The organism is Kitasatospora sp. NPDC023176 (assembly GCF_055560495.1).
On record NZ_JBVHIP010000001.1, the window covers coordinates 246,995 to 262,127 of the forward strand.

Annotated in this window: 12 protein-coding genes; 7 read left to right on the forward strand and 5 right to left on the reverse strand. The window is 74.7% G+C overall.

The features are described 5' to 3' along the window. Positions 1-58 precede the first annotated feature (58 nt). The 3 genes from ACZ3YL_RS01435 to ACZ3YL_RS01445 all read left to right on the forward strand — a co-directional run bounded on the left by ACZ3YL_RS01435 (position 59) and on the right by ACZ3YL_RS01445 (position 3,383). Complete coding sequence (locus ACZ3YL_RS01435; RefSeq protein ID WP_188304902.1) at positions 59-1,237, forward strand: MBL fold metallo-hydrolase; 1,179 nt, start codon at positions 59-61, stop codon at positions 1,235-1,237. Positions 1,238-1,676: 439 nt separating this feature from the next. Continuing rightward, the gene (locus ACZ3YL_RS01440) at positions 1,677-2,588 is read left to right on the forward strand and encodes an acyl-CoA thioesterase (protein WP_317621062.1); all 912 of its coding nucleotides are present in this window, start codon (positions 1,677-1,679) and stop codon (positions 2,586-2,588) included. 144 nt (positions 2,589-2,732) lie between these two features. Beyond that, entirely contained in the window at positions 2,733-3,383 is a 651-nt protein-coding gene (locus ACZ3YL_RS01445; protein WP_188304892.1) for a TetR/AcrR family transcriptional regulator, read from the forward strand. Between the two features lie 9 nt (positions 3,384-3,392). Here ACZ3YL_RS01445 and ACZ3YL_RS01450 read toward each other — a convergent pair whose 3' ends face one another. Then, positions 3,393-4,523 (reverse strand): sulfite oxidase, encoded by a 1,131-nt coding sequence (locus ACZ3YL_RS01450; protein ID WP_317621061.1) that lies wholly within the window; start codon positions 4,521-4,523, stop codon positions 3,393-3,395. 631 nt (positions 4,524-5,154) lie between these two features. Between ACZ3YL_RS01450 and ACZ3YL_RS01455 the strand changes: the two genes are divergently transcribed. From ACZ3YL_RS01455 to ACZ3YL_RS01465, 3 genes are all read left to right on the forward strand, one after another. Continuing rightward, the gene (locus ACZ3YL_RS01455) at positions 5,155-6,807 is read left to right on the forward strand and encodes a BCCT family transporter (RefSeq protein WP_188304890.1); all 1,653 of its coding nucleotides are present in this window, start codon (positions 5,155-5,157) and stop codon (positions 6,805-6,807) included. Between the two features lie 157 nt (positions 6,808-6,964). Then, a complete protein-coding gene (locus tag ACZ3YL_RS01460; protein ID WP_188304889.1) occupies positions 6,965-7,144 on the forward strand; it encodes a hypothetical protein in 180 nt (59 codons plus the stop codon). 160 nt (positions 7,145-7,304) lie between these two features. Beyond that, a complete protein-coding gene (locus ACZ3YL_RS01465) occupies positions 7,305-8,678 on the forward strand; it encodes an NAD(P)/FAD-dependent oxidoreductase (protein WP_465654622.1) in 1,374 nt (457 codons plus the stop codon). Positions 8,679-8,813: 135 nt separating this feature from the next. Here the strand turns inward: ACZ3YL_RS01465 and ACZ3YL_RS01470 are convergent, their stop codons facing one another. After that, positions 8,814-10,544, reverse strand: a complete 1,731-nt coding sequence (locus ACZ3YL_RS01470; RefSeq protein WP_465654624.1) for a DUF2398 family protein — start codon at positions 10,542-10,544, stop codon at positions 8,814-8,816. Positions 10,545-10,776: 232 nt separating this feature from the next. On the opposite strand from ACZ3YL_RS01470, the gene ACZ3YL_RS01475 reads away from it, so the two are divergent. Then, on the forward strand, positions 10,777-11,511 hold the full coding sequence (locus ACZ3YL_RS01475) for a lysoplasmalogenase (protein ID WP_188307857.1): 735 nt from the start codon (positions 10,777-10,779) through the stop codon (positions 11,509-11,511). Between the two features lie 70 nt (positions 11,512-11,581). Here ACZ3YL_RS01475 and ACZ3YL_RS01480 read toward each other — a convergent pair whose 3' ends face one another. From ACZ3YL_RS01480 to ggt, 3 genes are all read right to left on the reverse strand, one after another. After that, positions 11,582-12,169, reverse strand: a complete 588-nt coding sequence (locus ACZ3YL_RS01480) for a hypothetical protein (protein WP_188307856.1) — start codon at positions 12,167-12,169, stop codon at positions 11,582-11,584. A 162-nt stretch (positions 12,170-12,331) separates the two neighbouring features. After that, complete coding sequence (locus ACZ3YL_RS01485) at positions 12,332-13,135, reverse strand: exodeoxyribonuclease III (RefSeq protein ID WP_188307855.1); 804 nt, start codon at positions 13,133-13,135, stop codon at positions 12,332-12,334. A 161-nt stretch (positions 13,136-13,296) separates the two neighbouring features. Next, positions 13,297-15,084 (reverse strand): gamma-glutamyltransferase, encoded by a 1,788-nt coding sequence (gene ggt / locus ACZ3YL_RS01490; RefSeq protein ID WP_465654627.1) that lies wholly within the window; start codon positions 15,082-15,084, stop codon positions 13,297-13,299. Positions 15,085-15,133 lie beyond the last annotated feature (49 nt).

Here is a 15,133-nt window from a genome sequence, read left to right on the forward strand (position 1 = left end):
AACTGCCGCCGACGGTGTCGCCCGGGGCCGCGTCAGCCCGGACCGTGCCCTCCCCGGCCTGGCCGGACTGCCCCGCGCTGCCTGGCACCGGGTCCGCACCGAGGCCTTCGGGGCCGAACCCCGGGGCGAGCGGCTGGCCCGGATCCGCCGCTCGCCCCAGTTCGCCGACGGTGCCTTCCGCAATCCCGTGCCGACCCGCCGCCTGGTCTACGAGCGGAGCCCGCTGGAGATCACCCTCGCCCAGCTCAGCGGGGACAAGACCCGCCGGGCACCAGCCGCCGCCGTACCGGTGCACCGGCTGCTCCCGGTCGACCTCGCCACCCCGCCCGCCTCCGGCTTACGGCTCACCTGGCTCGGGCACGCCACCGTGCTCGCCGAGATCGGCGGACGACGCGTCCTGATCGACCCGGTCTGGGGCGAGCGCTGCTCCCCGTTCGGCTGGACCGGGCCCAAGCGACTGCACCCGGTGCCGCTGCCGCTGTCCGAACTCGGGCCGGTGGACGTCGTGGTGATCTCCCATGACCACTACGACCACCTCGACATGCGCACCGTACGGGCCCTGATCGGCAGCGGCGCCGTGTTCGCGGTCCCGCTCGGGGTCGGGGCGCACCTGGAGCACTGGGGGGTACCAGCCCGGCGGATCGTCGAACTGGACTGGTGGGAGTCGGCCGAGGTCGCCGGGCTGACCCTGACCGCCACGCCCGCCCGGCACTACTGCAGCCGCGGTCCGCGCACCAGCGCGCTGTTCCTGTGGGCGTCCTGGGTGATCGCGGGCGGCGGGCACCGGATCTTCCACAGCGGGGACACCGGCTACTTCCCGGGCTTCGCGGAGATCGGGCGCCGGCTCGGCCCGTTCGACGCGACGATGATGCAGGTCGGCGCGTACAGCGAGTTCTGGCCCGAGGTGCACATGACCCCGGAGGAGGGCGTCCGGGCACACCTGGACCTGGGCGGCGAGCTGCTGCTGCCGATCCACTGGTGCACCTTCAACCTGGCGATCCACCCCTGGGAGGAGCCCGCCGAACGCGTGGTCATCGCCGCCCAGGCGCTCGGCGCCCACCTGGCGGTGCCCCGCCCCGGCAAGCCCTTCGAACCCGCCGACCCCCCGGCCCTGCGACTGTGGTGGCGCGCCGTCGCGGCGACCCCGCGGGGCATCGAGCCGCTGGTGGCGAGGCGGACGGAGGCGTGTGAGCCGGTGGCGGGGCGCAGCGAACAGATTTCAAATTCTGTTCTCTGAAATCTGTTCGCTGAAAGCTGTCAGTTGAACTCTGTTCGCTGAACTCTGTTCGCCATCAGCCATCCACCGTCAGCCGTCAGCCGTCAGCCGTCAGCCGTCAGCCGTCCACGACGTGGGCCACCCCGACCGAGTCGTCCAGGCAGCCGAGCACCGGCTCGCGCAGGTCGGGCGGGACGATCAGGCGAAGGTGCAGCACGAGCACTCCGGTGCGAACGGGACGGATCGGAAATCCCGCCCACCCTGGGCCCTGACGCCCCGCCCGCCGCCCGAACCGCCCCCGCCCGCCCCGCCCGGCCCCGCCCCCCCGAGGTGGCCGGGTCGAGGCCTCCGGCCGCCGGCGCCGTCCAGCGGGCCGGCGTCGGACTGGAACACGTTCTACGGGCGGAGTGCGTAACCCAGGTCACACCACCGCACGGTTGGCTTCTGCCACTATGGGCCGGTGACCGACCTGACAGAACAGCAGAGACCGACCGAGCGGGAGCCCGCCCCGGCCGCCCCGTTCGCCGAACTGCTGGAGATCGAGCAGCTGGACGAGAACACGTTCCGGGGCCACTGCCACGCCGGCGCCCCGATGCGCGCCTTCGGCGGGCACGTCGCCGCCCAGGCCCTCGCCGCCGCCGGGCGCACCTGCGCCGCCAAGCGCGCGGTGCACTCGCTGCACGGCTACTTCCTGCTGCCCGGAGACCCGACCCGGCCGATCGAGTACCAGGTGGACCGGCTGCGCGAGGGCTTCACCTACACCACCCGCAGGGTCCGGGCGGTGCAGGACCGGAACGAGATCTTCAACCTCACCGCCTCCTTCAAACTCCCCGAGCCGGCCGCCGGCGACCGCCACCGCGAGATGCCCCCGCTGCCCGGCCCGGAGACCCTGCCGGACGCCTTCTCGCACTGGGACGAGGAGCTGCGCACCGCGATCAAGGCCACCGACGGCTTCCGCGACCTCGAACTGCGCTTCGTGCCGCCGGACGCCCCGGGCATGCCCCCGGACGCCCCGGGGATGCCGCAGCAGTTCGTCTGGCTGCGCATCGCCACCCCGCTGCCGGGCACCGACCCGCTGCTGCACACCTGCGCGCTCGCCTACCTGTCCGACCTCACCCTGGCCTCCACCGCCGGGCTGCACGAGCAGCCGAACTTCTTCCAGCGCACCGAACCGCCCCGGCTGCTGATGACCTCGCTGGACCACGCGATGTGGTTCCACCGGCCCTTCCGGGCCGACGAGTGGCTGCTCTTCGCCCAGCGCAGCCCGTCCGCCTCGGACGGCCGGGGCCTGGCCCTCGGCGAGTTCTACGACCGGGACGGCCGGCTGGTCGCCTCGGCCGTCCAGGAGGCGCTGATCCGGAGGATGCCGTAGCTCCCGGGGCGCTGCGGCGGCCACCACGAACGCCCCCGGGGCCCCCGGTGCGCCCCCGGGAGGAGCGTGGTGACCGCCGGGCGAACGGAAGGGGGCCGGTCGGCGTCATACTCCTGAGCGGTCCCGGCCCGTATCATGGTGCGGGTGACCAAGGTTGACCTGTCACCACGGCCGGTGGAGGCGATGTCTCCGCGTCAGCTCGAACGCCGCGAAAGCCTGATCGCGGCCGCGCTCGCCCTGGTGAACGAGATCGGCGTCGAGCGGCTGCAGATGAAGCAGGTCTGCGAGCGGTCCGGAGTCGCCCTGGGGACGGCGTACCGCTATTTCTCCTCCAAGGACCACCTCCTGGCGGCGGCGATCGCCGAGTGGCACCGCCTGCTGCTGGCGGATCTGGTGGCCGAGCTGCGGGGGCCGCGCGCCGGGCTGGGGGCCACCGATCGGGCGGTCCGGTTCGTCCGGGGCGGGATGCGGGCCTACCAGCGCCAGCCCGAGCTGGCGCGGCTCCGGGTGGCCGTCGCCGCCTCCACCGACCCCTTCGCCAGCGAGGCGCTGCAAGGCATGGCCCGGGCCGACAGCACCGCCCTCCAGGCGGTGACGGCCGAGGTGCCGACGGCGGCCAGCGAGCTGGTGCGGCACATCGTGGCGCACGCCTGGCAGGGCGAGCTGACCGCCTGGGTGACCGGCCGCACCACCCTCGGGGACGCCCGGCGGCGACTGGAGGACGTGGTGCGGCTGGTGCTGACCCCGTACGAGACCCACTACCCGGCCCCGTACGAGGTCCAGTCCACCGGCTGAGCGGTCGGCTCAGCCGACCGTCACCGGGTGCGCCACCACCGCGCCGAACAGGTAGCCCTCGCGGTTGAACGCCGCCCGCTCGGGCTGGGTGGCGCCCCGGTGGTCCGTCGCGCGGGCGCGCAGCTCGTAGCCGCCGGGCCGCTCGGGCCGCCAGTCGAGGCTCCAGCGCGTCCAGTCGCCGGCGCGCGCCTGCTCGTCCAGTTCGGCGTGCCGCCAGCTCCGGCCGCCGTCGGTGCTCACCTCGACCAGCCGCACCGGGGCGGTGCCGGACCACGAGCGCCCGTGCAGCCGGTGCTCGCGCCCGGCCTCCAGCCGTGCGCCCTCGGCCAGTTCGAAGGCGGACTTGACCACCTGGGCAGTGAGCGCGGGGCCGCCGCCGGGTGGATGGTCCGGGCCGAACATCCGGTAGAACTCGGTGTTCCAGGGCGAGTGGAGCGGGTGGTCGGCCACCTCGACGCCGCCGACCCACTTGATCGAGGCGATGCCGACCCAGCCGGGCACCACCAGCCGTACCGGCGCGCCGTGGTCGGGGGTCAGCGGCGCCCCGTTCATCTCGTACGCGAGCAGCGCGTCGTCCAGTGCCTTGGCGATCGGCAGCGGGCGGCGCACCGGGCCGTAGTTGGTGCCGTCGACGACGTAGTCCGGGTCCAGGCCAGTGGGCAGCACGTCCACCGCGCGGTCGGTCAGCCCGGCGGCGCGCAGCACCTCGGCCAGCCGGACGCCCCGCCAGGCCGCCGAGCCGATGCTGCCCAGCGTCCACGGGGTGCCGGGGACGCGCTGGCCCTGCTGGCGGTGGAAGAAACTGCGGCCGTTGCCGGCGCACTCGATCAGCGCGTCGATCCGGGTGGCGGGCAGCGCCCGCAGGTCGGCCAGGCCGAACTCGACCGCCCGCTCCGGCCCCGGGGCGCCGCGCAGGCCGCTGCCGAACAGCCGCAGCCGCCAGGCGACCGGGTCGATCAGCGGGGTGCTGGTGTGGTTGCGGACGAAGAACCGTTCCACCGGGACGTGCCGGCCGACGGCGGCCCCGCCGTCGGCGTCGCGCAGCGCCTCCCAGCGCATCTCGGCGTTGGTGTCGCGCTGGACGAACCACTCGGCAGGCAGTGGCTTGACGATCCCGGGCAGGTTGACGCTTCCGGGCACGGGCCTGGCACCTCCTCGGCGGCCGCCCGGCCCGGGGCGCACACCGGGGCGGCCAACGCGGGCGGGTGGGCGCCCCGGCGGCGGAGCGCGGCGGCATCCGGACGGCACTGTCCGGATGGCACTCCTTTCTCCCAGCGTAGGCGCTCCGACGCGTTCCGTGACCTGGGCGGCGGACAGGGGTTTCCATCCGGACCCGGCGCTGACCTTCTCACCGGTGTGGACTCCTGGTGTTCCCGGTGCCGGAACAAGCCCCGCCGCACCGAACACCGAGGAGCACCCGTGCCGTCCGACACCCCCGCCCCGCGCGCCCAGCCCGGACGAGTACGCCGACCGGCCGGCCATCGGCGCCGCCGAGGCCCCCGGCGCTCGCCATGTCGAACTCCCCTACGGGCACCCGCCGATGATCGAGGCACTGCCCCAACTGGGCGAGACAATAGTGGAGTTCATGGAGGGCTGACGCACCGGAGCGGGCCGGGGCCGAGCCGGCGGGGAGCAGGCGGCCTGACGGGTCGCAAGTCCCGACCCCGGCGGCTCTCCGGCGCGCCGCCCGGCCCCAAGCGGCGCCGACTGGACATAGTGCGACATACATCCCGATTCCCCCGTGCTCCGAGTATGTCGAGAGGTCCGCCCGATGAGCAGCCAGCCGCCGCAGCCCTCCCCTCGCACGACGGAGCCCGACGAACCCGGCGAGCCCGCCGCCACCCTCCCCACCGACCGGGCGGTCTTCGGCATCAGCGCCGCCCTGGTGCTGGCGGTGGTCGCCTGGGGCGTGTTCGCCGAGGACTCCCTCGGCCGGACCTCCAGCACCGCGCTCGGCTGGGTGCTGCACAACTTCGGCTGGCTGTTCGTGGTGGCCGCCGACGTCTTCCTCGCCCTCACCGTGCTGCTCGCCTTCAGCCGCTTCGGCCGGATCCGGCTCGGCCGCGACGACGACAAGCCCGAGTTCTCCACCCTCGCCTGGGTGGCCATGATGTTCAGCGCGGGCATGGGCATCGGCCTGATGTTCTACGGCGTCGGCGAGCCCCTCCAGCTGTTCGCGGCCCCGCAGCCCGGCTCCGGCCTGGAACCGCAGAGCCCCGCCGCCGCCCAGCAGGCACTGGAGTTCTCGCTCTTCCACTGGACCCTGCACCCGTGGGCGATCTACGCGGTCGGCGGCCTCGCCCTCGCCTACACCACCTTCCGCAAGGGCAGGGGCAACCGGATCTCCGCCGCCTTCGTCCCGCTGATCGGGCAGCGCGGCGCGGACGGCTGGACCGGGCGCACCATCGACCTGCTGGCCGTCTTCGCCACCGTCTTCGGCTCGGCGACCAGCCTCGGCCTCGGCGCCCTGCAGGTCGCCGACGGGCTCGGGTACATCACCTCCGTCCGCAACACCCAGAACGCCCAGCTGGTCATCATCGGCTCGCTGACCGCCGCCTTCGTGCTCTCCGCCTTCTCCGGCGTGCACAAGGGCGTCAAGTGGCTCTCCACCGCGAACGTGGTGCTGGCCTCGCTGATCATGCTCTTCGTCTTCGTCTTCGGGCCGACGGTCTTCGCCCTGGACTCGATCCCGGCCACCGTCGGCGGCTACCTCTCCGACCTTCTCGGCATGTCCACCCAGACCGGTGCCTTCACCGACGAGAGCTGGCTCGGCTCCTGGACGATCTTCTACTGGGCCTGGTGGCTCTCCTGGGCACCCTTCGTCGGCACCTTCATCGCCCGCATCTCGCGCGGCCGCACCATCCGGCAGTTCCTGCTCGGCGTGCTGCTGGTGCCCAGCGGGGCGACGGTCATCTGGTTCTGCGTGATGGGCGGCACCGCGATCCGGCTGGTCGGTACGGGCGCGGCCGACCTGGTCGCCACCATCCCGCGCGGCCCGGAGGCCTCGCTGTTCGAGATGCTGCGCTCGCTGCCGCTCGGCTCGGTCACCAGCGTGGTCGCGGTGCTGCTGGTGATGACCTTCTTCATCACCAGCGCCGACTCCGCCTCCCTGGTGCTCGGCTCGCTCTCCAGCCGCGGCTCGCTGCACCCGCGCACCCCGCTGGTGGTGGTCTGGGGCGTGCTGATGGGCGGGGTCGCCGCCGCCCTGCTGCTGGCCGGCGGGCTGACCGCGCTGCAGAACGCGACGATCCTGGTCGCCCTGCCCTTCGTGGTGGTGATGCTGCTGCTGTGCGTCTCCCTGGTGAAGGAGCTCCGGGAGGACCCGGCGGCCGGCCCCTCCCGCTTCCACCCCGCCCACGGCCTGCGGGACGCCGTCCGGGTCGCCGTCGGCGAGGCCCTCGCCGAACGCGGTCCACACCGCTGAGCCGGGCGCCGGACGCCCTCCCGGGCACGGCACTGACCAGCGGATACACCCCACCCGCCGGCCGGGTGGGGTGTATGCGGCCAACCGACGCCGGATCCCCGTCCGGACTTCACCCGCGCGTACCGACCGTTCACACCGCCCTGGGAGCCTCCCTGTCATGAACGCCAGCCCTCAGGCGCCCTACCAGGAACCGCGCTTCCCGCTCCCCCAGCGCCACCGCCGTCTGCTCGCCTGCACCGCCGTCCTCGCCTCCATCGCCCTCGGCACCCTCGGGGTGGGCGCCACCGTGGAGACCGTCCAGCACGGCCCGCTCGCCACCATGACGGCGAGCAAGTAGCCGACCCGGCCCGCGCCACCGGCCCGACCCTTCCGGCACCGCCGTCCGCCCCCCGGACGCGGTGCTTCCGTCGTTCCTGAGCCGGAACGACGGGGGCGGCTCCGATCCCAAGATCGGCAAACCCTAAGATCGTTCCGCAACACGACGCGAAGGGGATGCAGTGGCGCGGGTTGCGATCATCGGTGGTGGTATCAGCGGGCTGGGAACGGCGCTCCTGCTCGGTCGGCGGGGCCACAAGGTCACGCTGTTCGAACAGGAGACGCGGCAGGCCGGGGACGACCTGAACCAGGACTTCTTCCACTGGAACCGGCCGAGGGTCCCCCAGGCCGACCAGCCGCACTCCTTCCTCGCCCCCGTCCGCACGGTGCTGCGGGCCGAGGCCCCCGACGTCTACGCGGACCTGCTGGCCCGCGGCGCGTACGAGTACCACGACTTCGACTGGTTCGACGAGCACCCGCCGCACCGCGGCGGCGACGAGGAACTGGTGACCCTGCGCACCCGCCGGATCGTGCTGGAGGCCGCTCTGGCCGCGGGCGTACGGCGGGAACCCGGCATCGAGGTGCGGCGCGGCCGCCGGGTGAGCGCCCTCGCCGTCCGGCGCGGCGACCCGCCCCGGGTCACCGGCGTACGGGTGGGCGGCGAGACCCACCGGGCGGACCTCGTCATCGACGCGGCCGGGCGCCGCTCCCCGGTGCCCCGCTGGCTGGTCGAGGCCGGCTGCCGCCCGCCCGTGACCGACAGCCACCGCACCGGGATCACCTACCTGTGCCGCTGGTACCGGCTGCGCGCCGACGGCCCGCGCGACCCCGGGCGGGTCAGGACCGGCTCGGCCGCGGCCTTCGCGCTGGCCGGCGTCTTCCCCTCCGACAACGACACCTTCGCGCTGAGCATGATCATCTCCACCGGCGATCCGACCCGCGCCTCGCTCGTCGACCCCGCCGTGTTCGAGGCCGTCGCCCGCCGCTTCCCCGCCTGCGCCGCCTGGCTCGACCTCGACCCCGAACCCCTGTCGGCCGTCCTGCCGATGGCCGGCCTGGACAACCGCTGGACCTCCCTCGCCGACGACGCCGGGCCCGTCGTCACCGGCCTGGTCAACACCGGGGACAGCCTCATCCACACCAACCCCACCCTCGGCCACGGCGTGGCCCTCGGCCTGCGCACCGCCCAGTACCTCGCCGCCCACGCCGACCAGGTCGCCGCGGACCCCACCGGCTACCACGCCTGGGCCGGCCGGAACCTCCGCCCGCTGTTCGACGAGCAGGTGGCCGCCGACCGCGCCAACGAGCAGCGCCTCAACGGCGGTTCACAGCTCCCGGAGCGCCGCGCCGCCGCCCTCGCCGCCTGCGCCTTCGACGACCCCGTCGTCATGCGGGCCCGTGCCCATGCCCGCCACCTCGTCCGGCCGGCCAAGGAGGCCTACGGCACCGAGGAGGTCGACCGCGCCGTCACCGCCTGGCTGGCCGCCAACCCGGACTTCACCCCGCAGCACGACGGCCCGACCCGCGACCAGTGGGACGCCCTCATCCCGGCCTGAGCACCCGCCCGGTCCGGCCGTCCGGCCGCCGGGGGACACCCCGGCGGCCGGACGGGGAACCGTCATCGGGGCCCCGGAACAGGGACTCCGGAACAGGGAGTTGAGAGCCGGCGCACCGGGCTCACCGGACCCGCCCTACGCCCGCAGGCCCTCACGGGTCGGCACAGAGGCCGGGGCCGGGGCCGGGCCGGTGGGGCGGGAGTGGCGGCCGGTGCCCGGGGTGGGGTGGAGGTCGGGCGCCGGGGCGTAGCGGGCGGCCGGGGGGCGGAGGAGCCATGTGGTGCGGGGGGTGGGGGTGATCAGCCCGAGGCGGTGCAGGAGGTCGAGGGCGTCGCGGCGCAGGGCGGTGCGGTCGGCGAGGTAGCGCGCGGGGAGGTCGTGGTCGTCGGCGATGTCGCCGAGCAGGCCGTCTATCAGCGCGTCGGAGATCGGGACGTCGCCCTCGCCGCTCTCCCCGCCCTCGCCGGGCAGCGGGCGGACCTCCTCGACCAGGCACTCGATCAGCAGCTGGGCGGCCTGGGCGAGGGTGCCGGTACCGGGGAGGGCGAGGTCGGTGAGTTCGGCGGCCGGGTCGAGCAGGGCGACGCCCTCGGCGCGCAGTTCGGCCTCCAGCCCGAGGAACTCCGCGAGCGCGGCCGGGCCGCTGAGCCGGTGCTCGTGCAGCCAGGCGCGCCGGTCCTCGGGGAGGTCGGCGGCGAGGACGGCGGGCGTCTCGGCGAGGAGCCGGCGTACGGCGGTGCCGGGCTCGGCCTCGGCGGCGCGGCGGATGAGGTCGGCGGCGTCGTCGGCGAGCGCGGGCCGGCCGGCCGGGACGGCGCGGGCGAGTTCGCGGTCGACGGTCAGCACGAAGGCGGTGTCGGCCGGATCGGCCGGCAGGTCGCCCAGCACCTGCCAGTCGGCCAGCGCGGCGAGCGCCATCCCGAGGGCGGTCGGGTCGGCCGCGAGGTCGGGCGCGGCGGCCCGCATCGCGTCGAGCAGCCGCCCGTACCGGAGTTGCTCGGGGGCGTCGACGAGCAGGGCCAGGACGAGGGCGAGCCGGGCGTAGCCGGCCGGGGTGAACGGGGCACCGGTGACGGGGTGTTCGAGGCGGCGGCCGGCACCGGGGCCGAGGCCGGCCTTGCAGAGCCGGGCGTGCCAGGGGCCGACCACCAGGCGGTAGCCGAGCAGGGTGTCGAAGCGCTCGATGAGCCAGTCGCGGTGACGGCGGATCAGCGGGAAGCCGTCGGCGTGCGAGCCGGAGGCGGTGACCAGCGGGTGGGCGAGCAGCAGCCGGGCGGCGATCCGGCGTTCGGCGTCCGGGAGTTCCACACCGGAACGATCCTGCACGTCGGGCGGGGCTTCCGGGAGCGCGCGGCCCCGCTCCGGCCGGCGGTGCCTGCCGGGCCCGCCGGGCTTGGCGCCTGACCGGACGACGGGCAGTGCGGCGGCGTCCCGCCGGGCCCGGCGCAGGCCGCCCTCGGTACGGGCCTCGCGGGTGCGCGGTGCGGCGGCGGCGTGGGCCGTCGGGCCGTGCCACCAGCTGACGGCGGGGTCGGCGGGCGCGGCGGCGGCGCCGAGGTGCCGGGCGGGGTAGAGGCCGAAGGAGGCGGTGCACAGGTCGTCCGCGGTGCCGGGGGTGGCGGCGGCGAACCAGTGGGCGAGCCGCAGCAGCCCGGGGTCGGGCGAGAGCCCCTCGGCGGTCGCCTGCGGGCCGTCAGCACCGGTCCCGGCCACGGCATGGACCTCGACTTCGGCTTCGGCGGACGCTTCGGCTCCGCGTACGGCGAGGACGGCGTCGGCGGTTCCCCGTCCTGCCCCGCCCTTGCGTCCGTCCGGCCTGCCGGCGGCCACCCGGGTGGCGCCGACCGCGTACTCCTGCTGCTCCATGTCGGGGTCCAGACTAGACGGTGACCGGCTCACCCGGTGGCAGCAACCGTCCTCCCGAGGAACTCTCCGCAGGAGCCGTCGAAGCGGGCGCCCGCACCCCGTTTCCACCGGCCGCGCCGTCACTCCCCGCCGCCCGACCGGGTTACGCACCGGTAACCCGGTCTTCCGCCGCCCGGTCGACTCCCCTAAGGTCGATCTCCCCACCCCGAACGACTGCGGAGGCACACGCCGCATGAGTATCCGTACGACCACCCGCGCCACCGGCCTCGGCGGGCGCCTGCGTTCGGCCACCGGCCTGCTCGGCGGCTTCGCGGCCACCTCGGCGGCGCACCTGGGCTCGATCCTGTCCGGCGCGTCCGTCCTGCAGAACGCCACCAAGCCGGCCCTGATGCCGCTGCTGGCCGCGCACAGCGTGGCGGCGGCGTCCCGCGCCGGGCGCGAGGCGCCGAAGCTGCTGGCCCCGGCACTGCTGGCGAGCGCGGGCGGGGACGTGCTGCTGCAGCTGAAGAACGACACCGCGTTCCTGGCCGGCATGGGTTCCTTCGCGGCCGCGCACGTCTGCTACGTCACGATGTTCGTCCGGCGCGGGGCGCTCACCGACCGCCGACGGGCCCTGGTGGTCGCGGCCGCGTACGCGACGGCCTGGGCGGGCCTGGTCAGTCAGCTCTGGCCGGACCTCGGGGACCTCAAGGTGCCGGTGGCCGGCTACAGCCTGCTGCTCACCTCGACCGCCGTCACCGCGGCCGGGCTGAACTGGCGGACCGGGCTGGGCGGGGCGCTGTTCCTGCTCTCCGACACGCTGATCGCCACCCAGATCGCGAAGTGGCGCGAGCTGCCGGGGCATCAGTTCTGGATCATGGCGACGTATGTGCTGGCCCAGTACCTGCTGGCCAGCGGCACCCTCCAGCACCAGGAGCACCCGGAGCACCAGGAGCGACCCGAACGGCTGGAACCGGCGGCCGTCTGACGCACCACCGCGCCGCCGGTCCGGTCAGGATCCGGCGGCGCGGGGCGCGGCTGCGGAGGGGGCGGGGCCTTCAGGCGCCGCGCCGCCGGAGCAGCCAGAAACCGCCGACACCGCCGGCCATCAGGGCCAGCCCTCCGGCCAACTCCGCCGGGTCCGCCGCGACCGAGCCGCCGAGGCCGGTCTCCACCGCGCCGTGCGGGCCGACCTGCTGGCTGCCGGCACCGGACTGGCCGAGCGAGCCGGCCCACTCCCCCGCCGCCTTGCCCCAGTCGCCGAGGCCCTTGTCGGAGCCGCCGGCGGCGACGGTGCCGACCGTGACGGTGGTGGAGAAGGCGCCGCCGTCCGGACAGGTGCCGTCGACCTTGCTGTCCCCGCCGTGCTGGGAGGCCAGCCGGGCGGAGCCGGTGTGCTTGCCGTCGGCTCCCAGGGTGAGGGTCGCCGGGCCGCCCTCGAAGGCGGCGGAGTGGGCGGTGATGGTCTTGGCGTCGGGCTTGTCCGACTTCTCGCAGGAGACCGTGACCGTCACGGTCTGGCCCGGTGCGGCCTGGGACGGGCTGACCGAGGCCGCGCCGTTTCTGGCGGACGCGAGGGGGGCCGTCAGACCGGTCAGCACCGTCGCGCCGATCAGGGCGGCGGCGGCCGTACGCATGGGGCGCATGCCGGAACCTCCGGGATTCTCGGGCGCAGCCGGGGACTCCCATGTCCACGTGGTGTGTCAACTGCACCCGGTTATTCACCGACGGTAGGCAGGCGCTCCCGGCCCGGCCACCGCTCAGGACCGTTCGAGCGACGGCCCGTCACCCAGTGTCAACATGGTGACTCAGAGGTCCAGGTCGACCACGACCGGGGCGTGGTCCGAGGTGCCCTTGCCCTTGCGGGCCTCGCGGTCCACGTAGCTGTCGGTGACGGCGTCGGCGAAGGGCTCGTTGGCGTACGTGAGGTCGATCCGCATGCCGCGGTTCTTCGGGAAGGCCAGCTGGCGGTAGTCCCAGTAGGTGTAGGGGCGGTCGTACTTCAGCGGGCGCGGCACCACGTCGTGCAGGCCGATCTCGTCGAGGGCGGCCAGGGCGGCGCGCTCGACGGGGGTGACGTGGGTGAGGCCCTCGAAGGCGGCGACGTCGAAGACGTCCTCGTCGGTGGGGGCGATGTTGAAGTCCCCGAGGACGGCGAAGGGGCGCGGGCCGGCCGCGTCCTCGGCGGCGGCCTTGCGCAGCGCCTCCAGCCACTCCAGCTTGTAGTGGAAGTGGGCGTGGTCGACCTCGCGGCCGTTGGGCACGTAGACCGACCAGACCCGGACCGGGCCGCAGGTTGCGGCGATGGCGCGCGGCTCGACGTCGGGCAGCAGGGCGCCGTCGGCCAGGTAGCCGGGCTGGCCGGGCAGGCCGCGCACGACGTCGTCCAGGCCGAGCCGGGAGACGATGGCGACGCCGTTCCAGCGGCCGGTGCCGTGCGCGGCCGTCTCGTAGCCGAGCTCGCGGACCTGCTCGTACGGGAAGGCGTCGGCCGCGCACTTGAGCTCCTGGAGGCAGAGCACGTCGGGCTTGGCGCTCTCCAGCCACTCCAGGAGCTTGGGCAGCCGCGCGGTGACGGAGTTGATGTTCCAGGTGGCGATGCGGACGGTCACGGCGGGCGGCCTTCCCGGTGGTTCGGTCGGTACGGACGGGGGTGGGCCCCCTGGGGAGGCCCACCCCGAACATACCGTCCGGCACCGACAACCCGGCCCGACCGGCGCCACGGCCGGTCCTGGCCCGCGCCGTGGCCGGTCCTGGCCGGCGGCGCCGGGCGTCAGCCCGCCGGCCGGACCACCGCGGCCGAGCCGCCGCCGCGCCGCACCGGTTCGGCCGCGGCCACCCAGCGGCCGTCCGGCAGCCGTTCCACGCCGGTCGCGGCGCCGATCTCGCCGCCGTCGGTGAACCGGTGCCCGAGGGCTTCCAGCGCGGCCCGCTCCGGCAGTGCCAGGAAGCCGGGCTCGGCCTGGGTGGCGGCGCTGTTGCGCTGGCTGGCCCGGGGCGCGGCGATGGCTCGCTCCAGGCTCAGCCCCCGGTCGAGGCGCCCGAGCAGCACCTGCAGGGTGGTGGTGATGATGGTCGCGCCGCCGGGGCTGCCGGTGGCCAGCAGCGGCTCGCCGTCGCGCAGCACGATGGTCGGGGACATCGAGGAGCGCGGCCGCTTGCCCGGGCCGGGCAGGTTGGGGTCGGGGACGCCGGCGGCGAGCGGGGCGAAGTCGAAGTCGGTCAGCTCGTTGTTGAGCAGGAAGCCCCGGCCGGGGACGGTGATGCCGCTGCCGCCGGTCTGCTCGATGGTGAGGGTGTACGAGACGATGTTGCCCCAGCGGTCCGCCACCGTCAGATGGGTGGTGTTGGGACCCTCGTACGGCTCGGGGACGGCCTGGCCGGTGTCGGCGCAGTCGGCCGGGTGGCGCGGGTCGCCGGGGGCGAGCGGGCTGGTGAGCGCGTGGTCGGGGCTGATCAGGCAGGCCCGGGAGGCGGCGTAGCGCTCGGAGAGCAGCTGCTTGGTCGGGACGTCGACGAAGGCCGGGTCGCCGACCCAGCGGTTGCGGTCGGCGAAGGCGATCCGCGAGGCCTCCAGGAAGTGGTGGTAGTACTGGGTGCCGCTGTCGGCGGAGAGGTCGCCGTCCTCGAGGATGTGCAGCGCCTCGCCGACGGTGGTGCCGCCGGAGCTGGAGGGGGCCATCGAGTAGACGTCGTAGTCGCGGTAGGCGACGTGGGTGGGCGCCTGGTCGCGGACCCGGTAGGCGGCCAGGTCGGCGGTGTCGACCTTCCCTGGACGGGCGTTGCGGCCGGCGGCCGGGTCAACTGGCGGGTGCTGCAGGGTGTTGACGATGTCCGCGGCCAACTCGCCCTGGTAGAAGGCCTTCACGCCGTCCTTGGCGAGCAGCTTGTAGGTCGCGGCGAGGTCGGGGTTGCGCAGCACGGAGCCGACCTCGGGGAGCTTTCCGCCGGGCAGGTAGATCTTGGCGGTGGCCGGGAAGTCCTTGAACCGGCTGTAGTTGTCGGAGGTCTGACCGCGGAAGGTGCCGTCGACGACGAAGCCGTTCTCGGCGATCCGCTCGGCGGGGTCGAGGTTCTGCGCGAGCGAACGGGTGCCCCACTGGCGCAGCGCGGAGTCCCAGGTGGCGGGGGTGCCGGGGACGCCGACGGACAGTCCGCTGGTGACGGCGTCGGCGAAGGCGAGCGGCTTGCCGTCCTCCAGGAACAGCCCGCTGTCGGCGGTGTGACCGGCCGTCTCGCGGCCGTCGATGGTGTGCACCCGGCCGGTGGCGTGGTCGTAGTAGACGAAGTACCCGCCGCCGCCGATCCCGGAGGAGTAGGGCTCGGTCACCCCGAGCGCCGCGGCGGCGGCCACGGCCGCGTCCACCGCGTTGCCGCCCTTGCGCAGCACCTCGATCCCGGCGGCGGTGGCGTCGGCGTCCACGGATGCCACCGCGCCGCCCCACCCCACCGCCTCCGGCACCTTCGGCGGCGGCGCCGCGGCGCCGGCGGGTCCGGTGGTGGCCCAGACCAGTGCGGTGGCGAGCAGCAGTGATGGTGCGAGACGGGTCAGAGCCCTCATCCAGGTCCTCCTGATGTGACGTCAACTCATCAGTTGTTCCACAGGAGGG